Here is a 26,438-nt window from a genome sequence, read left to right on the forward strand (position 1 = left end):
TGATATGTATTTAGTACTTACGAGTCAGGCGTACCAAATAACGCGTTTAACCCTTTAATAAAATCAATTGGAATATCCCAAGTCACCAATCCATAGCACTCATTAGGTGGGGCGCTGCCAGCAGGTTCGCTCGTATTGGGTGATACATTATCTATTGCATCGGTATGTGAACCATATACGCCTCGTAAAAATACATACTCTACAGGGCCTAGATATTTCTCTTCATTACCTGCATAGTCCTGAATTCTTATGGAAAGAAACCTATGCAATGCTACTTGATAAATGGCTGCTTGTAGCCAGTACCCTGCTTTGGACATGGCGTGCTTGAGCGTATTTTCATCATAATCACTTAGGCTATTTCCTAAAAAATTACTTTTATAATCGACCACATAATACCTGCCAGCATGCTCATATACCAAGTCAATTTCGCCGCGTAAATAACGGTACAAATGTGTTGTGTTTTGCGCAATAAGGCTAACGTGTTTGTCTGTGTCATTGGGCAGATGCTGCTGAAACAGCTTATTGATATCCTGCGCCTTAAACCGTTCTGACAAACCCATATTGAACTCTAATTCAGCAAATCGCTGACTGACGCTAAGAGAACGTAAAGGTTGGTTGGATGCCAATAACGGCACATGTATTACTTCTTCAATCCAATTGATCAATGCGTCATGCTTTGTCGTATCTATCGAATCAGGTTCAATGAGGCCAGCTGCTTTGCCCTCTTGCCCTTGTAATCGACGGCTTTGCTGCTCGGCACTGCTATAAACCAGCGGCAACTGATAGCTACTCACCGCTCTATCAATCACCCCAGACCACTGCGATTTATTGGTAAAATCAATTTTTTCAAATATCTCATGCAAAAACGTACCTGCATTCGCCCCTTTAACAAAGGTAAAGCGGATATCATCTTCCATCTTAAGCTTTAATTCATTGGCTTCTGTAACAGGCTCACTGCTATTGGATAATGGCTCAGCTGGAGCGGATGCGTTTCTAATGTCAATATCTATTGCATCATCAATACGCTCATCCACTATCGCCATCGCTTGTGTGGATTCATCCAACTGACGGGCGAGCGCGGTAAAACTGGTCTTGGCCCAGCCATAAAAGTAGTTGGTTTTCATGACCTCTGAAAAAACATCGTACTCAATAGCTTCTGTTGTGGGCTTGGTAGTGGCAGACTGAATAGTACCACTTAAGCCGACTGCGTTAGCATGATGATCAAAATAGAACTCATTGACCTTGTAACTTCTGATCATACCTATCGTACCTTTTAACCGATCAGGCAATTCAAAGTTCGCTTCTGGCGCATCAAACCAATAAATTACGGGTTTTAAGTGAGCGTTTGCATTTTTTTTCGGTTCTTGCAGCACTATATAGAGTTGCTCACTGGCACGAGTAAATGCCACATAGCCAAGACGGCGTAGCTCATCGAAATCCTCTTGCGTTTCAAGATCGGTATAGTAACCATCGGTGGTGGCAGAGCTTTGCAGTGGTGAGAAGCGGCGCTGATTGCCTATCAATTGATTTTGTAGTGATTGCTGCACTAATGCGGAAGGAGCTTGTGCGGCATTGTATAAATAAAGACCAGACTTCTCATTATTACCTGACTTTCTACTGGCATCACCCATACCCAGTACATAGACAATCGGGAACTCAAGTCCCTTTGATTTGTGAATGGTCATAAGCTGCACACCAGACTCTGTCGGTAGCGGGTACTGCTTGGCCCAATCGCTATTGGGCGCTGCATCTATGTGCTGTCTGAACCAAGCCAGCAGTTCGTGCTCGCCCATACCTGTGCCATACTGCGCCAACACATCCATTAAATGGCGCAGATCCATGATATGCCGATCCCCTTCGGCGTGAGCAGCCAGAGATTTCCAAACGCCTTGTGGCTGCACGGGGCTTTTATCCAATAAGTAATGTAGCGCCGACAATATGCCAAAATGCTGCCAACGCTGTGTCCCTTCTTTTAAATAGGTAATAAAGTCTTGATAGCTTTTTTTGTGATCAATCGCTGACGCATCTTTTGAGTGAGCGCGTGTTGTACTGCTGGCCTCGACCATACCTGACTCGTGATCCATCATCATAGCTTTGACGTCTTTGATGCTAAGACCATAGAGATGACTGGTCAATACCCGATTGATCATGTCATGGCGGTAAGGATATAGCATGGCGCTGAGCAGTGCTGCCACGTCTTCTGCCATGATAGTCTCAAAAATACTGACATCACTGGTGGTTAAAGTCGGTACACCCAGTTTCACCAGTTCATCTTCAACCTGCTTTAAGTCTTTTTTGGCACGTGCAAGCACACCAATATCACTAGGCTGGATGGCCTTGCCTTTTAGTGTCTGATTACTGCTGAGCAAAGTGGCAATATGACGCGCGGTGATTTCATGCTCATCATACTCAAGCTCTACGTCTTTACCACTAGGCAAATGCAATACGCTCACTGGCTGAGCAGAGAGCACCTCAGTCACCAAGTCGCTATTTATCCTGTCTTGGTTACTAAACCAAGACAGCTGATTTTCAGGTCGTGATGCTTTCATATGCTGGTAATAAATGTCGCTGCCCAGCTGCGATAACTTATTATTATCAGTTGTTACCGTTGGCATACCAAACCAGCAGTTTAATGCATGAATCACACCTGAATTTGAGCGGCGATTGGTATCAAGCGTCCAACGACTGCTGGTATCAAACTGGGCTTTCATGTAGTTATAGTTTGCCACATCGCCACCACGAAACCCATAAATGGCTTGCTTTGGATCACCCACCAATAGCAAAAACTCGCGATTGGTTTTATTAGAGCCTGATAGTTTGTCTTTTCCCTCTTGTGTTCGCTTGTTTTTTGGCAAATAAATGCTTTCAATCATAATGGCTTGTTCACCATTGATGTCTTGCGATTCATCGATCAGTGCCACTGGATAATGATGACGAATATAACGTGCCAGTTTGTTGCCTTGTCGCCCTGTCAATGCTTGGTTTAAACGCACCATTTGCAGGCTAAAGGTCGTCTCGCCGCGCTCTTCTAAAATCACTGGCAGCCTATCACGCACGGCAAGTACAATGTGACGGTTGAGATTGGCTAGTGTCAGGACAATATGCTGATTTAATCCTTCAACCATGTCTAAAAGAGCCATTAACCTGCTGATGGTTTCTAACTCAAAAAGCGTCTGATGTTCTTTCTCTTTATTTTTATTGAAGTTCTTAATTTTACCGTCTTCATCTGGATATCTGGAATCCTGTAATGAGGTCAAAATCTTATGTTCGCTCTCATTTAAATAACTGTTAAATGCTAACTGATATTTTGCTATTTTCTGATGTACATCAATGAGAGCATCAAACTGCTTGGTTAAATTAGAACCACCACGAAATCCTTGCGACTTTCTATAATCAGGATTCAAATAAGGCTGAATATCGGCCAAATCTAACTGTGCAAACTCAGCAATAAGCTGTTCATACGTAGTAAAGTCAAAACCTTGTTCAAGTTTTATCTCATCAATCGGCGCAGAAATAAAGTTAAGCGAACGAGAAACATACTTTTTATGATCGCTCACGGCTGTCAGTTTTCCTTGCTGATCCATCAGCGCATACAGCTTAGGCTGCTCATGATACAAGCGACTTTGAAATTGGCGCAGCTCATCATGAATGATGCTGTCGGTCACTTGCTCAATACTGCTGTCCTCGATAATCGCCATGCCTTGCTGATGACCAGTTTCGCTACTGTATTCGGTCAACCATTTTTGCGCCAAGCTATCTAGCGTACCGACGAAGAGCTTGTCCAATGTGGTTAATACCAGTGCGGTACGTCGCAGCGCTTCTGCCATCGGGTAGCTATACACATGATCTAATAAATAACTCACTAAATGTAAATTAATAGGATCTTGCATGATGTTATCTAAGCGTACATATTCGGCTTGCTCTATCAACCAATTGTCACGCGTTTCTTTTGCTTGGATACGCTTTTCAGTTACAACTTGCTGGTCATGGTCAAAATCTTGATTGAATTCATCAATATCTGTCTGAGCATTCGAATCAATACTTGAGTCATTAACTTCTAGTGCACCCTTGTTGTTATCGTCACTGTCAGGCATTACCTGCAATATATTGGGATATAAGCTGTCTTTATTGTTGGTATTCGCACTCAGGTTATTGACCCATTGTAGTAGCTGATAGAACTCTACCAAACGATCATGAATGCGCTGACGCATCTCTGCTGCAGCCGCTCGCGTAAAAGTCGTGGCAATGATTTGCTCTGGTGCGCGCCGTGCTTCAATCAGCAAGCGCAGCACAATCCCAGTTAGCGTCCACGTCTTGCCCGTCCCTGCTGAGGCTTCGATCAGATGCTTACCCGTTAACTCGACGCCAACCGCTGGTGTCACATCTGCTTTAGGCTCAGCCATACTAGCTGAATCATCAAATAAATGCGGTTGTGTAGAGGTATCAGTTGTGTCAGTAAAGTCTGTCATATAGGCATATACTTTTCATTACTATCTATAAAGTCAAAATCTATGAGGTCAAAGAACTAAGTGAAAGAAACTAGGCGTTAGCCATCCTACTAATTATCTAGCCCGCTTAGTGCCATAAACATCGGCTCATACAGTGGTTGCGCCAAGGTAGTCAACGCCCTTGATAGCGCTCTAAAAGCATCTTGATCACGCAATATGTATTGCCAAATGGCATGTTGCGCGCAAGTATCGTATACCGCCTCTGAATAGTAACTGGGTCTTAACCAGTCGGAAAAATCTGCTCGTTTCGGCCAATAGCGTTCAGTTGTACTCTCGCTTTCTTCAGCTTTTACGCATTTACCAAGGTAACTGAGTGCATACTCCGGCAGTAACGTCATCGGTACTTGACCTGATAGATTGCCAAAAATTGCCCACTTAATCAGCTCAATGACAGCGTCTTCATACACAATCGGGCTTAGTTTAAATGTCATCGAGTTTTTATAAGCATCCACTTGCGAGCTGGCTTTATTAAAACGCCAAATGCTGACGCCATCATTTAATACCACCTGCTGAGCGGTGGTGCGTCTGGCAACTTGCCAATACAAATGTGACAACCAAAACTTGAGTAAGTGTCTGGGACTCGCAGAGTTAGGTAAGATATTTAGCCATTGCTTGGGTGATTGCTCAGCATAAGACAGGCTTGATTGCTGATGAGCGTTTATATTACGGATATCTGGCGACACTGATAACGGTGCTGATATTGGCACTAATATCGGTACTGAGCCTTTTATTTTAATAGAGGCAGGCAGTAATTTACGCCATGCTTCTGTTTTTACCTGACGGTCTGAGTCGCTGTCTGATTGATGATTGCTGGCATTTAAAACCATTGCCACATCTCTGATTTCAATAGGTTTTTCTATCGTTGGGGTAAGCAGTTGCAAACCATTGCTATCTGATACCTCACTATAGCTACTATCCATGTCGATATCATCGAAACCATTAGCAATCAATTGCTCTTTGAACTCCATACATTGCTGTTGTAGCTTTTGCTTTTGGTTGGGTATGATGGTTTGGCGAGCCACCCCTGCTGGTATCATTTTTTGATACATCATAGTGGCGTTGGCATTTTCAATAACTGCATTGCCATTACTTGAGGCGGTTGCATCGGCAACTAATGACTGAATCAAATGCTCTTTGATCTGATAAGTCGTCAGGTTATCCAAAAATAACGGCTCTTGGTGCGCCATCGCTGCTTCACCTTGCACCACATGGACCTTTTGAGTGCGTAAAAATGCTTTGGCAGGGTGACGTACTTGATAGACCAATCCTCCTTCAATATCTATCTCACCAATGTTAAATATACTATCAAACATCGTTAAGTCAGGCGCTTTGGTCGCGTCATTGATATTAGTAGCACCATCTAGCGCCAACATATCAGCCAATGCAGACAAGGTGTGATTGTCTATTTTTCCCAATTGACCCAAGCCTTGACCAAGCATCGTCGCGATTGCGTCGTATTGTGCGTTATTGGGTAAGCCAACCAGTGGCGCGTACTTGCTTGCTATTCTACCGCTTAGGGTATCAAACACAGCTTGCCATAATGGCGCAGGGGGAAATTGTTTTTTCTGTGCCAATTTGGTTTTACGCATGGCTTTATTTAATAAAGCATCTAGCTCATCAGATACTGTGACGGAGTTATTATTCTGAGCATCAACAGTAGACTGACTATCATTAACGGATACCTTGGTCTGTTTTTCGTGCTCAAAGAGATCATTTTCCACGTCTGTCTCAAACAGACTACGATGAAAAGGCAATGCTGGATGCTCAGTTACCAGCCATTGTTTAATTAGCTTGGGTAAATAACGTTTGAGACTCTCAGTCGTTGGATCAATATTTTCAGGCAATGTAGCAAGCGAGTTTACCTGCCACTGTACCTCACCTTGTAAGAATTGTAGCAACTCACTGACAGGATTGGCTGGCAAGTGCTCATGCGTATCCGTCAGGCTTTGACCATTGTAGAATATCCAGCACGCGCTACGTGCACACAGCAGCGCATCTAAAAATGCCCCATTGTCATCATCTTCACTGACTCTATCACCGCGACGAGCATTAGTCGCTTTTATCAAATCATATCGGTTATCACGGTCACGCGCAGGAAACTCAGAGAGATCCATGTTAAGCATTACCACTAATTCAAAAGGCACGTTTCTCAGAGCACCAAATCGACCAAAAGTAATCACGCCCGTTGGTTCAGCACTGACTTGCTGACTTTCTAGCTCGTCTTCGATACTGTCTAGCATAAAGCTCAGTTTTAATGGTAATTGCTCAACGCCTGCCAGCCTTTGTTCAACTTCTTTGTTGGCCCTATCATCGCTAGAGTACTGTCTATAATGACGATTGGCGCGCAAACTTGATTTAAAGCCGTTCATAGCATTATATATGGCGCGCATCGTACGAGTTTGATCAACATCGCCAAAATAGCGATGGATCACTTGCGTCTCGATCTGATCCAGCCAATCTTCCGCTTTCATTCTTTGTGTATGATCATCACGTCGTTCAACCAAACCCACATATATACGGCTAAGCGCTTCAATAATCATCGCATCATCTAGGCTCACCTGTGGTAATGGCAAACTCATCTCAGGCATTGCAGTGCTTGCCCAGTCATCCTCATGCAAAGGATACAAACAATCACTCAAACTGGCCTCTGGCATCACTAATCCTAAGGCCAATCTGTCTAACGCTTGGGCAAAACTAAAGCGATAATCGTAGTCATTAGCGTCTAAGGTTTGCTTGAGATGTCGCTCATCAAACCCGCGGATAAAGCCCGCCTCTACCAATAAATCGCAACCACGGCTCATTTGCTCATGAGTCAGGCCAAAGCTTTCAAACAAAGGAGGCAACATTAGCCAGTCTAAGACCTCGGCTGCTTCAAAACGGGCGCTATGACTGCCTAATAATTTGTAAAACCCAATGATGGCTTCCCATAGCTGACGAATATCAGTATCGACCACCCCTGTTACTTTTGCAGGCAGGGTCAAACCATCTTGGCCTTTACCATTGACAAAAATAGAACCAATGAGCGCATGATGACGCTCAACATCAGGTAACAAAACCACAATATCGGATATATGGCGTTTTTTCTGATTAGGTTTAACAGGTTCATTGAGCCAGCGCCCAATCATGATACGCAGTACTTCAAGTTGACGTTGTAAATTGTGACACGAATGAATGCTTAGGCTATTATCTTGTGACGATATCGCCCAAAAACGCTCTTTTTCAAAGCGCTTATTTTCTAGCACTTCATCGTCGTACCATGCCGTGTCTGACGCTTCTTGCTCAAAACCTAACTCGATTTGTTGGCTGACAGCCTCTGACACTTTTGCCGCTGTCGCCTGCTGTGTCGATTGCTCATCCAGCATCAACACATCGTTTTGCAAGCGTCGCAATAAGCTTGGGCTATTTTGCGCCCGCTGATAGGTATCATCATTATTATAGGTATTATCATCAACACCTTGACCAGTCTCATCACTAAACCCCTCATCAAAATTGTCTTGCCACTCTACAAGCGCCTCTTGGTACTGCTCATTACCTGATAGGTTGGCAAGCATAGCAAAAGTATCGCGAGATTGTTTTCCCAAACGCGACAGCAAACTGTGACCATAATCACGCAAAAACACGCTTTCAGGATTGATGATCTGTTGACGCTGTAGCCATGACTTATCGACAATATCTGCCCAAAACAGCTTTGAGGGATTGTAGTGCAGTAATGTGATGTCCATGTATTGCGATAAGCGCTGTAAAAAATCAAGCTCAGTCTGAGGCAATTGTTGAATGGTAAAAATGCGCAATACATTGGGCAATTGACCCCGCTCATTTGCCTGATTGTACTTCAAAGCTGACCAAAAGTTGTCCTCAATGGTCACACGGTGCTGATGAACATCGGCAAACAACTGCGACCATAAGAATCGTTGCGCAACTTCCAGCTCTACATAATGTTCCACCAACCATTCAGGCGTACCGCGTGCATACTTATCAAAGCGCAATGACAACGCGTCTTTATCAGCTATCAGTGCATCTACGTTGAGTGGCTTGTTGTGTGACCATAATGCTAGCCAATCCTCACGATGGGTTAAGTAGCGGTTAAATACTCTGGCCAAATCACTTGCCAGCTGCCAAATACGCGCATCTTGTTGTGCTTTGTCTTGTTGTACAGCGTCTTGCTTCACGCTTTCTTGTGGCTCATCAATCAAAGACGCCAGTAATGGGTGAACGGGATGTGCCTCACTTTTGACAATCGATGCTTGATAGTAGGTGAGATATCCAAACAGTCGCCACTGCATGACTGTCGGCGATAATACAGCCACTTCAGGCACATTTAAAACGGCCGCCTCAGGATTATTTTCTAACAAATAGGCATTGTGACGCGTTAGCACGTCTTGCATCAGCGTCCACTGATACTGACCCCAAAACTTGGTACGCACCAACGTACTGATGCCAGCACGACTGGCAATCGTCTTATCCAACCAGTCACCCAATACCATTGAGGGTACAATGACAATAAAAGGCTCGAACACAGATTGGTTCTTTGACTGATATTGTACAAGCAATTGATCAACGAGTTTTTCGGTACGGTGCGACTGAATGATGGTAAACATAGCGGATAATCTGATTAGAGTAGTAGAATAATAAGACCGACGAACACAAATTAAAGCAAAAAAGACAAAAAAATCTAAGACCAAAGGCCTTGAGGGGATTAAAAATCAAGCAACAAACGGTACTCATCAATACATGTTTGGTAGTCGTTACCGTACTGCATTTCTGCTAGCATGATATTTACGAATAAAAAATAGTGGCAGCCTCAGTGTGCCATTGATGGTTATCGTTTACTAGTGTAGATGTCAGTATTATAATAACTTGCGACAGCGAGTGTCGTCTTATTATGCCATTCGTGGTTACTAAAAAAGAAAGTAAACTGATATCTTTTAAATTGATTTCCATGCATTACATAAACTTAACCTTTATTATTCACGGAATGAATTAATATTATGCTCTTACGCCCAATCGATGCTATTTTTGTACATCCAAAACAACGCGTATACGTGGTGTATTATCGTGGTGAGTTATGGCAACTACCACGTATGAAAATTGATGACAGATCATGGCAAAATAAGCGACTTTATACTGATGATAGCAGTGCGCTTTACCTCAGTACTCATCAAACCATTAATGACCCCGTATTATCACAGAAACTGCGAACGTTGAATTTACCTATAGCAGTGCATGGCAGCACATTACCACGCTTTGAGGCATGGTGGGAGACCCATGGTTTTAAATGGCTTAAAGATAAGCTAATGAAGGGACAGTCGCCACTAGCAGGCCATCAAGCCTCTACAAAAGCGATTGACAACCACCCTACTTCAGCTTCAAACTATTCTCCCGCTGAGAGCCACAGTACGGCTCGTAACAGTGTTAATCAAGGTACAGCTCTTTCTCTAAAGAAAGACGTTTTTGCAGAGATGTTGGCAGAGTTGACAGAGGAAGTGCTGCATCAATCGCTTTAAACCAAACAATAGATTACGTGTCTCACGTAACCTTTTAATCACTCACAAACAGAAGATCGGTCATATATGAAAGACTACAAGCTACTAATAGCTGGACTAATTTTACTGTTGATACTCTGTACTGTTCTCTTTACTTGGTTATGGGTTAATAACCGCAAAAACACCAACCCATTACCTATCATGGCTGGTGAAAACGAACCTAAAGTGATCGCTGGAAACGATAGCGAAATGCCTACTTCCGATAGTACGTTACATATACAAGCAGAAAAAAGCTTACAGGTGGCTCTAGACGAGGTTATTGTCCGTTTTGAATCTCGTTATCCAAGCATAAAGGTTGAGACAAGCTATGTACCCTCTCGTACTCTGCTAACACTACCTGATAACTCTTCTAATAATGAAGAAAACTCAGATTTCATTGTCAGTACAGACATGATTATTTCAAACAGCAGCCTACCAAAAAAACGACTTGCACCATTACAAGCAGAGCTAAAAGCGGCTCAAGATAAAATCAATCAAAATGAAGCCGATACCAGTCAAACTGCTGAAGATAATAAAGACTCAATTAATGAAGATAGTGCGGAAACGGAAACAGCTCAGACCACTCATACAGATACTCGCATACTGAATTCTTATAGCTATGCGCTCAAAGACGATCAGATGCTTGAAGGCGTTATTTTGACGGATAACACTGCCGCGATTAATTTTCGCAATTTTTTACTTTCTAGCGTGGGGCAAGATATATTAAAAAAACATGACTATAATAATATTGAAGGTTATAAAAACAGTGTCAATGATTTATTTAGTCCAACCACCTCATCAGAAAAACCATCAAACAGTACTTCAGTAGACGTCTCGGATGCCCTCAGCAATAGCGAGTCATAATAAATTGTCTCTATTTGGACTTTGCGGATTGCTTTTGTAACAACTTTTTCCTACAATGTCACTCCTCAGTGCGCCTATAGCTTAACAGGATAGAGCAGTTGCCTCCTAAGCGACCGATCGGGGTTCAAGTCCCTGTGGGCGCACCATCAAATATAACGGTATGTATTGATAAACCCTTGTAAGCCAAGTGCTACAAGGGTTTTTTATTTTTTATTTACCGATAAACTACGTTAGCTCACGGTATCCACTGATTACAAACGATACTTTTTACGGCATTCCTTACGGTATTGATCGAAACCTAAATTAGGATACCGTAAAAATACCAAAAGTTAGCAAACCTCTGACTAATATAATACATAGGTCAAACAGATCAAGGAGTAAGATAATGCTTATAAGCTATCAGATAGTGGCTTATACTCATATCGCCCCGCCCCCCTACTACTAAAAATAACTATAGACAGCTTAAACGGCTGAATACACTAGAAACTCTCTATCGGCGCATTATCAAAACTGTGACATATAATCTATTGAACGCTTTCTGGTGGTGTTTGATTGAAACTCGTATTTTCTTCGTCTACCATCGTCGAGTCACCAATTACTGAGCCATCGGTCATTTCATCGGTTACGGTATTATCCGTCATCGTACCAGTACCTTCTGTACCAGTCGTAGTTGTGTCAGCTGGATCCATGGGGCTATCTGCATCTGCCATGCCCGTATCGTTCGTTGTTTCACCCATAGCAGTGTCTGTACCTACTTCAGTATCAGTCGGTCCTGTTTCAACAGATGCAGCTTCAGTAGTGTTCGTACTAGCTGGCTTCTCTTCCACTTCGTTACTGCAAGCACTAAGTCCCACAGCGCTGACCAATAACGCAATCCATAATTTACTTTGAAGTGAACGGTTAGAGGTAATTTTCTTCATTTTAATATCCTTAATAAGGTTAAGATAAATAGTAGCGCTAAGACAAACCATTGATTATGGTGTTAAATATTGCAACCTAACCGTCACTTTAAACGAATTCTCATATTAATATATATACCTACTAAGACGTTTTTGTTAACTTTTAAGAGCTTTTAATAAATTATTAACAATAACGTTTTTGAAGGGTAAAATAGCTGGACCCCTTGGGGTATTCTTTTATAATACTGATTACTTGAAAGCATAAAACATGAGTTCAAAGTAAAATATTCCATTTCTAAATGCGATGATTGAGCTACCTAAAAAAGCAGAGGCATGGGGTGAAAGATGTTGAAATGGGAACCCTTGTCACCCTTTGAGTTTAAAAAGCGGTATTATAATAATCTAAGCCTGTAAGGCATTTCTGACTGACTCAGATGAACCAGTCTTTGATCCTGATCGGCTTAGGATTCGCCTTGCACCGATCAGAAACTCCCACGCGCTCGTTAGCCCGCCAAATCAATACCCTTAAGGAGCTCGAACATGATCCTGAAACTTAACGTCAAACTCCATTATCGGCTCCCCGCCCCGATGGATCTTTTGCTTCAAATCGAAGCTGCCGATCTTGCGGATCAACGGGTGCGTTCGGCCGAGATTTGGACATCAGACGTTGCGCATTTTTCACGGGTCGTCGCCGATGATGGCATAGGAGAGCGGACTTGGATCCGCGCCGACGGGGATTTTAGCTGCACTTACATCGCAGAAATTGCCGTTGACCGTCCTGCCTTGGATATATCGACACTGCCCCAAGTGCCCCTCCATCTTTTGCCCGGAGAGACAATCAAGCATTTGATGCCGTCTCGCTATTGCCCGTCAGACCAGTTCCAAGCCTTCGTGGACGCCGAGTTTGGCGATCTTGCTGGCGGCGCACGGATTACCGCAATGCGCGATTGGATCGAGTCAGCGTTTAGCTATGTGCCCGGATCGAGCCACGCTCAAACTACCGCGCTTGACAGTTTTGTTCAACGTCAGGGCGTATGCCGCGACTTCGCGCATGTTCTTGTAGCACTAGCGCGCGCGTCGTCGATACCGGCTAGGTTCGTGAGCGTTTATGCGCCCGATGTGACGCCACAGGACTTTCATGCCGTGGCCGAAGTCTATATCGGGGGGAGCTGGCACCTCATTGATCCCACTGGCATGGCAGATGCCGACACGATGGCTCGCATTGGTGTTGGATCCGACGCGTCTAGCGTCGCGTTCTTAACTGCGTTCGGATCTATGGAATTGGTCAACCAATCGGTATCCGTGACCAGACAAGCTTAGCCTCGTTTAATATAATGTTTAGATGAAATTACTTTATGATCTTTATTTAAGTGCGTATACAATTCGGAACTTTTATTCTGATCTGCACTGCTTTCTATAAATAATCGCTCATCATCACTTATACTTATAATTTTAATAGACTCAGTTTAATGATTCAGTTTTGCCAAACAGTCAGAATTAATATCAGCAACCGTTTTGGCGCCAGTTAAAGTCATCGCGACACGCATCTCTTTATCCATCAGCTCTAGCAAATTGCTTACCCCTGCACCGCCACCTGCAGCTAAAGCATATATAAATGCACGTCCTAGCATACAAACATCAGCCCCTAAAGCTAACATGCGCACAATGTCTAAGCCATTGCGTATGCCAGAGTCTGCTAAAATTTTAATCTCTCCTTTCACCGCATCGGCAATAGGAGATAGAGCACGCGCGCTTGATAAAACACCATCTAACTGTCGTCCACCATGATTAGACACGACTATGCCATCTGCTCCAAAACGCACCGCGTCTTTGGCATCTTCTGGGTCCAAAATACCTTTGATGACCATAGGCCCATCCCAGTATTCACGAATCCAATCCAAATCTTTCCAAGAGATAGAAGGATCAAAATTGTTACCCAACCAGCCTATATAGTCCTCTAGCCCTGTAGGCTTACCTAAATAAGTAGAAATATTACCTAAATCATGCGGACGGCCATTCAGTCCTACGTCCCACGCCCATTGTGGATGCGTCACAGACTGTAAGTAACGTCGCATAGCGGCATTTTTACCACTCATACCAGAGTGCGCATCGCGGTAGCGTGCGCCTGGTACTGGCATATCTACCGTAAAGACCAGAGTCGAACACCCTGCCGCCTTAGCACGCTCCAAGGCATTTTTCATAAAGCCTCTATCCTTCAATACATAAAGCTGAAACCACATCGGACGGTTGATCTTGGGTGCCACTTCTTCAATTGGACACACCGAAACCGTCGACATTGTAAACGGAATGCCTTTTTGATCGGCTGCCATAGCGGCCTGTACTTCTCCGCGGCGGGCATACATGCCCGTCAGACCGACGGGTGACAACGCGACAGGCATAGACAGGGTTTCATTAAACAACTGCGTCTCTAAGCTCAGTTTTGACATATCATTGAGTACACGTTGCCTAAGGGCAATTTGTGATAAATCTTCAACATTACGTTTTAAGGTATATTCATCATAAGCACCGCCATCTATATAATGAAACAAAAATGGAGGTAGTCGGCGCTTGGCAGCGGCTCTGTAGTCATTTGCAGATGAAATAATCATACGTTTGCCCTTTTTATTCTGTTAGATAATTAGGTAATATTTTCGGACATCTACTTGTGCATAACTCAGTAATAATCGAGGGATACAACTGACTTATTTTTGAAGCAGCAAGCTCAGCCCGCACTCGCTACTACACACAGCACGAGCAGTTGCGTTTAGTTTTTGGCATTTTACCAATGCCAGGATTAAACGTATTCGTTGGGTCTAGGCTTTTATAAAAGTTCTGTAAATCAGGTTCCGCTTCGTATAAGTGCCCGACATTATGTTCAGCAGGATATTTTGCGCCGCGTTTATTCAACAGCTCTAACATCATTTTTTTGACCTTGTGAGCATCACTACCCTTTTTCAAGATGTAGTCTTGATGAAACACATAACAAAAGAAATGTCCGTAATAGAGCTTTTTTTCTAGATGTTGTGCTATTTCTTTAGGTAGGGTTTCCAGCCAGTTTAATTCATTACGTGGGATGGCGATATCAAGCGCTAATATCTCACCCACCTCTTTTTCATGTATGACTTCATACCGTAATGCAGCGCCTGCTGCTGCAAAACGATTTAAAAAAGCGCTTTCTGACTCTTCTTTATTGCATTCAAAATAAGTACCCGTTTCCGAAGTTTCAAAAAAAGATTTCAAGAAATCTTGTGCCTCTTTTATACCGTCATCACTCATTTTTACGATGAGATGATGCTCGTACTTATCCCGATATTCCATCATGCGCTTGGGCAAATGCTTTGGAAATAGATTAGCGATGACCTGCATGACTTTATCGGTGAAATGCTTGGGCATCCACGACCACTTATGGAATTTTGCGTCAATAGCACCTTTGATAGAAAACAGTCTGGGCAAGGCATCTGTGCCGAGATGTTTAATACTTAAGAACGTATCTTTACCGTATTTAGCGGATACATCAAATATATCACGGTGCATATATTCCCCCACTTCAGGAATATTTTTGAAGCTTGATAATATCTGTCGTCGCAACTGTGCAAGCTCACCCACACTGTTACTGCCTATATAGAAGGTTTTCTCTTTCGCAGCGGTTGGGTAAGTATCAAGGCGTACTGCAAATACAGCAAGCTTGCCTGCACAACCACTTGCTTCATACAGTCTTCGCTTGTCAGCATTAAAACGACTGGGCGTGCTTGCCTCAACGTCTGTCACTCTGGCGATATACTCTTTATCCGATGCCAGCTTGCCAGTGTCAGGTAATTCTCTTTTATCAAAATTACCTATTTGTAAGTTAGTGAGTATTTCTTCAGGGGTATTTCCTAACTCTACATCTAGGTGATTGACTAGTACCAGCTGACCGTGTTCGTTTATTTGGGCAAACAGTGCCAGCTCAGTATAAGCAGGACCTCTTTTAACAAGAGCACCACCTGAATTATTAGATATACCACCAATAATAGATGCACCCAATGTCGAGGAACCAATGACTGAATGCGGCGCTCTATTTACGGCATTCAGTTGGCTTTGCAACTGATGCAATGTAGCCCCAGGTAAGCTAATCACTTGCTCATTATCATTCACAAGATACAACTGGTTCATTGCAAGCGTATTGATAACAACAACTGGTCTATCATAGTCATTACCACTGGGTGTTGAGCCTTCAGTCAGGCCTGTTTTTGCTGCTTGCATAATAATGATGCAGTCGCCTTTAACGCACACTTCTAAGCTACGCCAAATATCTAATAACGTTTGCGGGAATAAAACCGCCAAGGCGTTGCCGCCACCAGAACGCCACCCCATTCTATAGTGCTCGTTTTTCTCTGGGTCTGCCTGTATATTACTGGCTCCTAATAAGCTGGTTAGTTTATCTAACACGTGCTCAGGACTGAGTAGGTCTTGAGAATCTTTATTTAATGAAGAAATATGACGCTCCTTGTACTGTAATTGCATGTCACTCATGAGGCCAAAGGCCCTTGAAAACCAAAAATATAAATGGCGGCCATGACGATTATTCCACAAAACAACACATAATATAGAGTGGGTAAAATAGTACGCCTAAGTGTGGCGCCCTCCATACCAAGCAAACCCACTGTTGCTGATGCAGCCACTACATTATGTATAGCAATCATATTACCAGCGGCTGCACCAACCGCTTGAGCTGCGATGATTAGAGAAGGTGAAATATGTAAGCTCATGGCAGCTTCATATTGGAACTGACTGAACATCATATTAGATACGGTATTAGAGCCTGCGATAAAGGCACCTAAGGCACCAATGGTTGCACTTACTAAGGGAAAAGCATTGCCAAACGTACCCGCAAACAGCTCAGCACTAGCGACTGGCATACTGGCTACATCTGTTAGATTGACGCCAGAGTTGATAAAGATTCTGACCATAGGAATGGTAAAAATTAGCACAAACCCTGCACTCAAGACAGTTTTACTGGATTCCCCAAAAGCATCGCTCAAGGCTTTGGTTGGCTTGTTGGTTTGCGCAAAAGCAGCAACCAATGCACTGATCAATAATAATCCACCAGGCAAGTATAAGGGGCTAAAGCTGGCACTTATATCAGACTCACCTAAAATAGAGGTAAAGTCTAACGTCGCACTGGTGAGTAAGGTTTTAAACTCAACAAACACTCTTGAACAAACCAGCAGCAGCGCCACCAGCAAATAAGGAAACCATGCCATAACAGCGGACATTGTTTTATTTTCCAACGGGACAGCAATATCTTCCTTACTGATGACCAATTTACCCATCCACTCGCTTGGCCAGTTTTTTTGCGGTTCAAAGTCCCATGTTGTTTTTGGTACCAAAAACCCTCTTTTCGCCGCGTTAATCACAATCGCGATACTGACCAACCCACCGATTAGGGCTGGAAATTCGGGTCCTAAAAAAACACCAGTTAATGTATAAGGAATCGTAAAGGCCAAACCCGCAAATATGGCAAATGGCCAAATCGCAAGACCTTCTTTCCAGCTTTTGTTTTTGCCAAAAAAGCGCGTGAGCATCATCACCATAAGCAGGGGCATAAATGTCCCAATCACACCATGAATCATAGCAACTTGGCTGGTGATTAATTGTAGAAAATCCTCCCACGCCAAGCCTTGTTGTGCCAGTTGCACACTAATGGCAGTTGTATCCAACCCTTTATTGACACCAATGACGATAGGGGTACCGACCGCACCAAACGATACGGGCGTACTTTGTATCATCATACCCATTAAAACAGCACCCAGTGCCGGAAAGCCAATAGCCATCATCAAAGGTGCGGCAATCGCGGCTGGTGTCCCAAAGCCAGATGCGCCTTCAAGAAAAGTACCAAAACACCATGCAATGATAATCGCCTGAACGCGCCGATCGGGCGATACGTTTATGAACCCAGCACGAATAACGGCGATAGCGCCTGTATGTTTTAGCGTATTCAGTAAAAAAATAGCACCAAAGACGATCCATAATACCGATACGGTAATCACGCTCCCCTCAAGAATGGAAGAGAACACGCGGTTGAATGTCATATCCCAGATAAAAAGGGCAATAGCAGCAGTCACGGCTAAGACGATCGGCATCGTCCTTTTTGCTGACCATTGCAAGCCAATAAGCAAGATACCGCTCAGTACAATGGGTAATAATGCCAGTAGCCCATATATTGTTTGATTCAAAATCACAACTCCTTTGTATTGTGTGTGCTTCCTTGTACAAAATTCCTTAAGCGCTTATCGTTATGATTCAATCGCACTTAATATAGGACTAACACACTCTACTCTTTGCTAATGAAGAGATAAATGGCATCAAAAGACAATGTTATTTTCCTTTTTTGCTATAATATGAAACACATTGCACCAATTAGAGAACAGATATGGCTAAAGCTGACGATATAATTCTATTCGTTCTGGTCGTTGATGAAGGCTCATTTTCTAAGGTTGCTGAAAAACTGGCACTAACCAATTCTGTGGTCAGCAAACGTATTGCACGGCTGGAGGAAAACTTAAATGCACAGCTTTTGTACAGAACCACTCGAAAGCTCAGCCTAACCGATGCCGGAAGAACACTGTATAACAAAGCTAAAATAGCTAAATTTGCCTTTCAAGAAGCAGAAAACGCGGTAAACGGTTATGGTGATAATATGAAAGGCCATATACGTATTACTGTGCCTGTGGTGTCCGCTAATTTGATATTGAGCGCGTCAATTGCCGAATTTTGTAAAATCCATCCTGAAATATCGGTGGAATTACAAATTACCAATCGGATCGTTGATTTAATTGAAGAAGGCTATGATCTTGCGATAAGAACTGCCAAACTTGAAGACTCATCACTCATTGCAAGACGCCTTATAGATAGCCAATGGGTCATATGTGCGACATCAAACTACTTAAAGCAGCATGGCACTCCTCAAACGCCTGAACAATTACAAAACCATGAGTGCTTGATCTATAAGTTTGATAACACTTCTAACGACATATGGCCACTATATATAGACGGCACAGAACAACTACTCTCTGTACATGGTCGGTTTCATAGCAATCATCTTAGTGCAATTAAACAAGCCACTCTTAGCGATTTAGGCATTGCATTTTTACCACAAGCACTTGTTTATAATGAGCTTCAGCAAAATACGCTCACGCAAATTTTGCAACGTTTTACCCGAAAAAGAATGGGGATGTACGCTGTTTACCCTAAGGCAAAGCAACCAGATCAAAAATTAAAACTGCTCGTTGCCCATTTGCGAGAATCATTACATCAAAAACAGGCTTACTACTGTTAAGTAATAAGCCTATTTTTGATGTATATAAGATGAATGGAATCGAAAAGCTAATAAGAGGTTCTTATTATTCGCGCTATAGAGGTTACTTGTTTTATATATAGGGCGTGTCATCAACATTGAATATAATCACACATACCAACAGTGAGTTTCTTAATATGAGCAACAAGCATGAAAACAATTCTATGATGCCACCCAAAAAGATAATTCAAGGGGGCGCACTACCTCATAAGACCATACTGAGCTTACAAGGTAGTACAAACAACTCTGACAAAGTTGTTGAAGTGCGTAATGGAGGGTTTGGATCGGATTTAGCATCCCATCCTACTAACCCCAATCAGTTTTACGCTCTAACTGATAGAGGCCCTAATGCGGACTTTGAAGGCTCAGAAGGTGCAGGTAAGAAATTTTTAATAGCAGATTACACACCCCGTATTGGGCTTTTTGAGATCCAAAGTGATGGCACTATTATCAAAATAAAAGAAATCCTACTAAAAGATACCTCGAAAAACCCAATAAGTGGACTGCCAAATCCCAAGGCATTAGGGGGCACAAATGAAGTGCCCTATGATATCAATGGTCAACTAATAACTTGTGATTCTACACGACCATTTGATGTAGTAATCAATCCAATTAAAACAGATGTATGGGGCCTTGACCCTGAAGGCTTAGTCGCTTTGATGGATGGTAGCTTTTGGGTTAGTGATGAATATGGTCCGCACATTGTGCATTTTAATGCTGAAGGTGTAGAGATTGAGCGAATCAACACTTTTAATAATGATAAGCGTAATAATGTCATCGTGAACGGTAAAATCCTTCTACTACCCTATGAGCTGTGCAAACGTAATGCAAATAAAGGTATGGAATCTTTGACCATTACTCCAGATCAAACAACTTTGGTTGCCATGATTGAAGCCTCTTTGAATAACCCTTCAGGGTCTGATGCATCATGTGATCTCACCCGAATAGTGACCATTAATCTCAAAACGGGACAGATTTCTCAATACTTATACCGATTAAACAATGCACAGCAATTTACATCCGGTATTGTCGCTATAAATAATCATGAGTTTTATGTGATCGAACATGACAGGAAATTCCCATTACAGACTGGACATCCTCAAAAACATATTTACAAAATAGATGTCTCACAGGCTACTGATATTGAGAGCATTGTAAAAGCTAATGGTGATTCCAGCATAACCGATAACCCTTACCGCGAATTCGACTTAGTACAGGATGAGGATTTGGGATTACTTATTGATGGCAAAACCCTTGAACAGATTGTTGCCTCAAAAAATTTGGGATGGGAGCGTTTATTTGAGCTTGCAATTCTACCTGTGGAAAAGCAGTTAGCCGTCGATGTAATGTCAGAGATTGATTATCCGCATGATAAGCTTGAAGGCATTTGGTTGAGAGAGGATGGGTCTATTGGACTCTTAAATGATGATGATTTTGGCATCACTGATGAAGATGAAAATATAGAACAAAAATATTTAGATATTAATAAAACAATCGAAGATACCAATAGGCTTTATATTATCGAACCTAAACAATGTGAATAGAAAATCGCTATATATAAGACCGATTTTAAAGTTAAAACGGTCGAAAAGATAGCCGCTAATTACGTTGGTCTCTCAGTGGCTAAAAATCAGCTTCCGGATGGTCTCAGCCGGGCTTACAAAGTATAGTAGACAAAAATAAATAGATTACCAAATTTTCAATTGATGACCGTAGATAACCAAATAATGTGTCTTTACGTGCATTGACTTCTTTTAGATTACTTGGCTCGCTACATAGCCATTAAACTGTAAGTTTTATGACTAATATTTACATTGTCTTGGTATTTTGTTGTCAGTCTTATATTTCATTCAAAGACTTAAATTTCCTTGATACTCTTGTGGTCCATCAATCGTACGCATCCATTTAACCGACATAATTTGCCAACGTGGATCCTCTGCTTTTAAAAGCTGATAAGTTCCTCTAAAGTGTTCAAAACCATACATTACATAAATCTTATTTTCGGACTGTGTGGTAATGGATTCATAAAGTTTTTTACTATAATCACGTGGTTTTTTTTCACAATGATATTTATTTACGGGCTATTTAATCCACGATTTAGATATAAGTATTTTATATATTGAAGTCGCTATAGACCTACTCTCTCTTACGTCAGTTTTTTGCCATCTACATTGCTATACATTTAGAATATAGGTGGTCCTATCTCAATCTAAACTACAATCCAAATCTTTCTATACACTTACTAACTGGCTAATAGCTTTTTTCAAATTTCAAAAACAAGCTCGATAAGATCACTAAATAGCACTTAATCCCTATTGCTTATGCATTGAAACAGGCATCACTAACTTTCAAAATGAGACACATGCTTAGCATTGCTTGTCGGCGTACTTTCTATGGCATTTAAATTGCCAGTCATGCTTGCTTTAACATCGCCTAGATTGGGAGATGAAGGAGTGAGCCACAGCACCATAATCATGCCTAGTAGAACGAAAGTAACACCTACTAAACGGCCAGCATTTATTTCTTTCACCGGTAAATTCATAAAACCGTATTGATCTAATATTAATGAAATAAGCATTTGCCCCGCTATCACGCACACGATAAAGCGAGTTGCTCCTAAACGAGGAACTAAAATTAATGCGGATGTAATATAAATGACGCCAGCTATACCACCAAGCCACACCCACATCGGTAATTGTCCAATTTGATTCAATATTGGCGCAGGGACACGCATAGCGAGAATGACAGGTATTGCTATAAGCACACTCACTAGTAGCGACACTACTGTCGCCCAAAGAGGATGTCCAAGAGCACGGCCTAGTTCAGCATTACTTGCAGCTTGGAGAGGGACTAAAGCGCCGGCAACTAGGGCGATAATGGCAAAAGAGATGCCAGTCAGTGAGAGATTCATAAGTTTGCTCCAGATGTATTTAATTTTCTGGAATAATTATTTCATATTAAAAATTTGAATTGAAATTATTGTTTTTTTACTTCACTATTCGTCATATGAATAATTTAAGACGTATCGACCTTAATTTACTCGTGACGTTGCACGCATTATTAATTGAAAAGCACGTATCACGAGCTGCTCTCCGGTTACATAAAAGTCAGCCGGCAGTTAGCCATGCACTAGCTCATTTACGTACCATATTTGATGATCCTCTATTGGTTCGACGTTCGGGAAAGTTGGAACTGACTTCGCGAGCGAGCGAGTTAATTCTGCCCTTGACTGATGTCTTAGAGCAGCTTGGTGCGTTGATTGATACCCCAGAATTCAATCCTCTCAGTGCGAAGCGAGTATTTCGTCTGGCTATGTCTGACTATGGCGCGCGTATATTTATGCCGAGTTTGGTGCGCTCATTAAGAGTGCTTGCGCCTGGTATTGAGCTTGAGGTGAGTCAAGGAAGTCGAGAAGCGATGATGGCGGATGTGTTCGATGGTGAAACTGACATGGCTTTCGGTGTCTTTCCAGATAAAGTGCCAGAAGCGCTTCGTATGTACACCCTGTTTGTTGAGTCTTTTGCTTGTTTAGCAGACAAAAACACTTTGCCAAAGAGTGGTACTCTCGACAAGAGTAGTTGGTTGGCTCGACCGCATATCCTCGTAGCCATGCAGTCAGGTGCCAACAATGAGGTTGAACGTGCACTTAGTGGCACAGGATTAAGTCGTCATGTTGTAATGACTCTGCCGCACTGGGGAATTGCCAATCAATTAGTGGCCGGTACAGACCTCATCTTGACAGCTGCGCGGCGTAGCTTCGATATGACTGATAGCAACTCACAGGTTCAAATATTCGAACCGCCTTTTCCAATTGAATCATTCGATTTTAAATTGCTATGGCATCAACGCCGTGAGGGCGATGCGGCGCATAACTGGCTGAGGCAATTAATTATTAGTGTGCTTAATTCAGAGCTTAACGAAAAAAGTTAGCAGAAACGTTTAGAACAACAACTCAGTCCAACCACATATACCTATTATCAATGCTAGCCAACTAACCTTTAATATGTGTATAGCGCTTTTTGACCTATGCTGTCAAACCTGCAAATACCGACATTGATAGCTCAATGGATGTATATCTTACTGAGCAAATTTAATGAGCTGGTAATTGCTGAACTGATTCAATATAGATCGTTCCCTATACAAGCATCAAACTACTAATGTTAAATATAACTCTAATGGCTGCGAAGTCGGTAGCATGGTTAATTATCATTAAGCTGTTTGATTGAAATATCCCAAGTTGGTTCCTATAGGATAGTAAGCATAGCTCATAGTAATTTTAGTTTTAAGTAGGGCTAAGGGATTTAAGCAGTTACTAAGTTTTCAATACACCAATTCCATACTGCATCCACATTCTTCCTAGATGCAGTCATTCGTTTTCGGACAAGATAATAATCTGGTTCTACGATTAAATCCGACTCACTAACTTGAATCAATCGACCCGCAGATAAGTCCGCTTGTACAAAAGCCTGACAAGCAATCGCAACTCCCTGACCAGCCAAAGCAGCATCTAAAGCGAGCGCAGTTTGATTAAATACTGCACCCGGTAATTTACCTGTAATCCCAAAGAAGCGTGGCCAATGATTGTGCGAGTCGTGCAGCAATGGCATATCACGCAAGTACTTAAGTGATATAGGAAGTGTTCTGTCACCGATAAGATGAGGGCTGGCAACTGGCACAAGTTTTTGTTTAAACAGTAGCCGCGTCTCAAACGATGTAGGGAATGGTGGATCAGTGAGACGCACAGCAATATCTACTTGATCACGATCAAAGTCTGCAATGGATTCGGTCGCTACCGTGCGCAAATCAATATCAGGCACTGCGGCCGTTAAGACAGATAGTTGAGGCAACAAGATTTTAGTTGCAAAAGCAGGTGTCACGCTAATAGTAACAGTTTCAGGCTCCTTAAGTAGTTGTACTGTTGCCTTATTTATAGTGTCAAGAGCCTGTGTGATTTCTGCAAAATATACGCTTCCTTTACTGGTAAGTGCAACGCCTCTGGGTAGCCTCTGAAATAAAGAAAAACCAATATATTCTTCTAATATGCGAACTTGCTGAGCAACTGCCCCTTGGGTCACAAAAAGCTCATCAGCGGCTGCACGGAAACTTAGCTTGCGACCAGCAGCTTCAAATGCACGTAAGGCATTTAGCGGCGGCAGAGAACGATGATTTGGCATAACACCCTTCCAAACAATAGATTATCTACAGTCTAACACCTTTTAATATCATGCAAGTTATTTACACTCACTGGCTATAATGAATAAATGATAGCTAATGAAGTAGAGAGTGACTGTAGAAAAACTCATTCCTTTTACAGCAGTAGATCAAACAGAAAGCCTACTTCAGCTCTTAAACTTCTTTAATCTGTCATAAAGCCATACTCTCATCTATAAGTTATATAAAGCATAGATTTCATTGGCTCTACGCTTATCAAGTAGATACCTATTGATGGGAGTTTGTTCTACCTCACAAGCGAGGCAAATCGCCGTCTAGCTACTTAGATGGCTTTCGAGTTTTTAAGGTGGCTTTTATGTTTAGAGTATATACAGCGCTCATTTTACTGGGTGTGATTTGGGGGTCAAATTTCATTTTTATGAAATGGGCTACAGACTTAATTTCGCCCGCTCAAACTGTATTTTTACGAGTACTATTTGGTTTCTTGCCATTAGCACTAATCGCATGGCGTAGTAAGGTCATTACTCGTAAACAGTTGCCTCATATACCACACTTTATAGTGATGTCAGTGCTCGCAACTTCTTTTTATTACTATGGGTTTGTTGCAGGCACTGCGCTATTACCCAGTAGTATTGCAGGATTATTGAGCGGTTCAATTCCCATTTTTACTTTTTTAGGTGCTGCGTTATTCTTGCCTGAAGAGCGACCAACTAAGCAAATGGCTCTAGGCGTTTTGTTAGGGTTTGCTGGTATTGCATTAAGCGCCCGACCTTGGCAAGGGGCAATGGGTGCTTCTCTCATAGGCGTATTATGGATGTTAGCAGGATCTCTGAGCGTCGGTGCATCATTTGTATATGCACGTCGTTTTTTATCTCCTTTGAAACTACCACCACTTGCGTTGGCAACTTGGCAGACGGGTATAGCCGTTATAACGCTGTCAGTACTGATTGATTTTGAGGGTATTACTAAGATAGCAACAAACACGAAGGCAATGTGGGGAACAGTACTTGGACTTGGCGTATTAGGAACAGGTGCAGCTTATCTCATCTATTATTTTATTATTGAAAAATTAGGTTCTGTGAAGGCTGCTGGTGCTACTTATATTGCGCCAATCGTTGCTGTTATTATTGGTGTCATAATTGGAGAGGATATTACCAGTCTAGAGATCGTAGCTTTAATATTGATTCTTGGTGGCGTTCTATTGATCCAAAATGAAAAAAGGGCTCCAGTTTAAGTTATATTTTTTAGGTATATCTAAGGCGAACCAATCAGGTGCTTTCACTGGTTCGGTTCGCTAGTGAGGGCTTGAACCTTTGGCTGTTACTACTCTTTTCATCCCTCAGAGTATTTTTGATACACTACCATAATTTTAATAGAGGGTTAAGCATATGACTAAACTACAAATGGTTACCTTAGGAATATGGTTACTGTCTATACCTTATTACTTTATTAGCCAGCGATTAACAGAGGATATGATCGCCCCTATCCGTATTGATCTATTGGCTATCTGTGCACTGTTAGCAGCATTAACGTTAGCTACCTTGATTCAGTGGTTAATTAGGCAATATAAGTTACGGTCAACTTAGCATTACTTATAAAAAAACCCGATGGTGGTCTAAAAAGTATGCTGACATGCTGGCGTTATCTAACCCTAAATACTGCACAACTGAGGGACGCACTTGCTCGTTATTTAGAGTCTCACCTTCAATCTAAGAGGTTTTAATAATCTCTAGAGTCACTGTATCTAACCGTGTCTCGACATTCAGATCAAATCCTAGCGTGAGCAGTTTTCCTAATAAACGTCCTTATAGTATTTGTACACGATTGACGAGTGGCAATAGTTTTTTGTCCGAGCATTACCACTCAGTCCTGTTTGAATGCTCATGAATATAAATCATATGCTTCATATTTTCCTCAGAGATGTGCAGAGATAAAGCCATTAACCTCCTTATATTATGCGGAAATTAAGTAATAGAGATAATACATAAGGTCAATGAAGTCAGTATATGTAGGATAAAATAATCTTAGGTATTTTCGTCGACCTACTTTGACATGTAGAGGTTAAATTGAACGTTTGGGTCAATTTATATGACTGAAAGTAATATGTAAAAACAGTATTTTTAAGGTAATATTTTAA

The 26,438-nt window shown here is 42.1% G+C and carries 16 protein-coding genes and 1 tRNA gene; 9 read left to right on the forward strand and 8 right to left on the reverse strand.

The window, feature by feature from the left end; genetic code table 11:
* Positions 1–17 precede the first annotated feature (17 nt).
* Together CIK80_RS00290 and CIK80_RS00295 are read right to left on the reverse strand one after the other, a co-directional pair.
* A complete protein-coding gene (locus CIK80_RS00290) occupies positions 18–4,469 on the reverse strand; it encodes a UvrD-helicase domain-containing protein (RefSeq protein WP_095568409.1) in 4,452 nt (1,483 codons plus the stop codon).
* Positions 4,470–4,558: 89 nt separating this feature from the next.
* The gene (locus CIK80_RS00295) at positions 4,559–9,106 is read right to left on the reverse strand and encodes an exodeoxyribonuclease V subunit gamma (RefSeq protein WP_095568410.1); all 4,548 of its coding nucleotides are present in this window, start codon (positions 9,104–9,106) and stop codon (positions 4,559–4,561) included.
* Between the two features lie 390 nt (positions 9,107–9,496).
* On the opposite strand from CIK80_RS00295, the gene CIK80_RS00300 reads away from it, so the two are divergent.
* From CIK80_RS00300 to CIK80_RS00310, 3 genes are all read left to right on the forward strand, one after another.
* Entirely contained in the window at positions 9,497–10,012 is a 516-nt protein-coding gene (locus CIK80_RS00300) for a hypothetical protein (protein ID WP_095568411.1), read from the forward strand.
* 66 nt (positions 10,013–10,078) lie between these two features.
* Entirely contained in the window at positions 10,079–10,894 is an 816-nt protein-coding gene (locus CIK80_RS00305; protein WP_095568412.1) for a hypothetical protein, read from the forward strand.
* 70 nt (positions 10,895–10,964) lie between these two features.
* A tRNA-Arg gene (locus CIK80_RS00310) sits at positions 10,965–11,040 on the forward strand.
* A gap of 378 nt (positions 11,041–11,418) precedes the next feature.
* Here CIK80_RS00310 and CIK80_RS00315 read toward each other — a convergent pair.
* Positions 11,419–11,814 (reverse strand): hypothetical protein, encoded by a 396-nt coding sequence (locus tag CIK80_RS00315; protein WP_095568413.1) that lies wholly within the window; start codon positions 11,812–11,814, stop codon positions 11,419–11,421.
* A gap of 519 nt (positions 11,815–12,333) precedes the next feature.
* Here CIK80_RS00315 and CIK80_RS00320 point away from each other — a divergent pair.
* Entirely contained in the window at positions 12,334–13,113 is a 780-nt protein-coding gene (locus CIK80_RS00320) for a transglutaminase family protein (protein WP_095568414.1), read from the forward strand.
* A gap of 146 nt (positions 13,114–13,259) precedes the next feature.
* Here the strand turns inward: CIK80_RS00320 and lldD are convergent, their stop codons facing one another.
* The 3 genes from lldD to CIK80_RS00335 form a co-directional block, all read right to left on the reverse strand.
* The gene (gene lldD, locus CIK80_RS00325) at positions 13,260–14,402 is read right to left on the reverse strand and encodes an FMN-dependent L-lactate dehydrogenase LldD (RefSeq protein WP_095568415.1); all 1,143 of its coding nucleotides are present in this window, start codon (positions 14,400–14,402) and stop codon (positions 13,260–13,262) included.
* Positions 14,403–14,532: 130 nt separating this feature from the next.
* Positions 14,533–16,296, reverse strand: coding sequence for a D-lactate dehydrogenase (gene dld / locus CIK80_RS00330; RefSeq protein WP_095569474.1), 1,764 nt, complete (start codon positions 16,294–16,296; stop codon positions 14,533–14,535).
* Positions 16,297–16,301: 5 nt separating this feature from the next.
* Positions 16,302–18,008: an L-lactate permease gene (locus CIK80_RS00335; RefSeq protein ID WP_095568416.1), complete on the reverse strand. Its 1,707-nt coding sequence runs from the start codon at positions 18,006–18,008 to the stop codon at positions 16,302–16,304.
* A gap of 197 nt (positions 18,009–18,205) precedes the next feature.
* On the opposite strand from CIK80_RS00335, the gene CIK80_RS00340 reads away from it, so the two are divergent.
* Together CIK80_RS00340 and CIK80_RS00345 are read left to right on the forward strand one after the other, a co-directional pair.
* A complete protein-coding gene (locus CIK80_RS00340) occupies positions 18,206–19,111 on the forward strand; it encodes a LysR family transcriptional regulator (RefSeq protein ID WP_095568417.1) in 906 nt (301 codons plus the stop codon).
* A gap of 155 nt (positions 19,112–19,266) precedes the next feature.
* Entirely contained in the window at positions 19,267–20,673 is a 1,407-nt protein-coding gene (locus CIK80_RS00345) for an esterase-like activity of phytase family protein (protein WP_095568418.1), read from the forward strand.
* 797 nt (positions 20,674–21,470) lie between these two features.
* Here CIK80_RS00345 and CIK80_RS00350 read toward each other — a convergent pair.
* Positions 21,471–22,040 (reverse strand): DMT family transporter, encoded by a 570-nt coding sequence (locus tag CIK80_RS00350; protein WP_095568419.1) that lies wholly within the window; start codon positions 22,038–22,040, stop codon positions 21,471–21,473.
* Positions 22,041–22,354: 314 nt separating this feature from the next.
* Here CIK80_RS00350 and CIK80_RS00355 point away from each other — a divergent pair, with 314 nt between their 5' ends.
* Entirely contained in the window at positions 22,355–23,059 is a 705-nt protein-coding gene (locus CIK80_RS00355; RefSeq protein WP_257011643.1) for a LysR substrate-binding domain-containing protein, read from the forward strand.
* A gap of 371 nt (positions 23,060–23,430) precedes the next feature.
* On the opposite strand, the gene CIK80_RS00360 is transcribed toward CIK80_RS00355, so the two are convergent.
* The gene (locus CIK80_RS00360) at positions 23,431–24,303 is read right to left on the reverse strand and encodes a LysR substrate-binding domain-containing protein (protein WP_095568421.1); all 873 of its coding nucleotides are present in this window, start codon (positions 24,301–24,303) and stop codon (positions 23,431–23,433) included.
* A gap of 353 nt (positions 24,304–24,656) precedes the next feature.
* Between CIK80_RS00360 and CIK80_RS00365 the strand changes: the two genes are divergently transcribed.
* Positions 24,657–25,535 carry a DMT family transporter gene (locus tag CIK80_RS00365; protein WP_095568422.1) on the forward strand — a complete coding sequence of 293 codons (879 nt, stop codon included), beginning with the start codon at positions 24,657–24,659 and terminating at the stop codon, positions 25,533–25,535.
* A gap of 154 nt (positions 25,536–25,689) precedes the next feature.
* Positions 25,690–25,887: a hypothetical protein gene (locus tag CIK80_RS15210; protein WP_062844534.1), complete on the forward strand. Its 198-nt coding sequence runs from the start codon at positions 25,690–25,692 to the stop codon at positions 25,885–25,887.
* The last annotated feature ends 551 nt before the right edge of the window (positions 25,888–26,438 follow it).

Source organism: Psychrobacter sp. JB193, from assembly GCF_002285555.1.
Lineage (GTDB): Bacteria > Pseudomonadota > Gammaproteobacteria > Pseudomonadales > Moraxellaceae > Psychrobacter > Psychrobacter alimentarius.

Bases quoted from the DNA above. Each gene is read 5' to 3' on its own strand.
- CIK80_RS00290 (WP_095568409.1), bottom strand. From the start codon at position 4,469: ATGACAGACTTTACTGACACAACTGATACCTCTACACAACCGCATTTA.
- CIK80_RS00295 (WP_095568410.1), bottom strand. From the start codon at position 9,106: ATGTTTACCATCATTCAGTCGCACCGTACCGAAAAACTCGTTGATCAA.
- CIK80_RS00300 (WP_095568411.1), top strand. From the start codon at position 9,497: ATGCTCTTACGCCCAATCGATGCTATTTTTGTACATCCAAAACAACGC.
- CIK80_RS00305 (WP_095568412.1), top strand. From the start codon at position 10,079: ATGAAAGACTACAAGCTACTAATAGCTGGACTAATTTTACTGTTGATA.
- CIK80_RS00315 (WP_095568413.1), bottom strand. From the start codon at position 11,814: ATGAAGAAAATTACCTCTAACCGTTCACTTCAAAGTAAATTATGGATT.
- CIK80_RS00320 (WP_095568414.1), top strand. From the start codon at position 12,334: ATGATCCTGAAACTTAACGTCAAACTCCATTATCGGCTCCCCGCCCCG.
- lldD (WP_095568415.1), bottom strand. From the start codon at position 14,402: ATGATTATTTCATCTGCAAATGACTACAGAGCCGCTGCCAAGCGCCGA.
- dld (WP_095569474.1), bottom strand. From the start codon at position 16,296: ATGCAATTACAGTACAAGGAGCGTCATATTTCTTCATTAAATAAAGAT.
- CIK80_RS00340 (WP_095568417.1), top strand. From the start codon at position 18,206: ATGGCTAAAGCTGACGATATAATTCTATTCGTTCTGGTCGTTGATGAA.
- CIK80_RS00345 (WP_095568418.1), top strand. From the start codon at position 19,267: ATGAGCAACAAGCATGAAAACAATTCTATGATGCCACCCAAAAAGATA.
- CIK80_RS00350 (WP_095568419.1), bottom strand. From the start codon at position 22,040: ATGAATCTCTCACTGACTGGCATCTCTTTTGCCATTATCGCCCTAGTT.
- CIK80_RS00360 (WP_095568421.1), bottom strand. From the start codon at position 24,303: ATGCCAAATCATCGTTCTCTGCCGCCGCTAAATGCCTTACGTGCATTT.
- CIK80_RS00365 (WP_095568422.1), top strand. From the start codon at position 24,657: ATGTTTAGAGTATATACAGCGCTCATTTTACTGGGTGTGATTTGGGGG.
- CIK80_RS15210 (WP_062844534.1), top strand. From the start codon at position 25,690: ATGACTAAACTACAAATGGTTACCTTAGGAATATGGTTACTGTCTATA.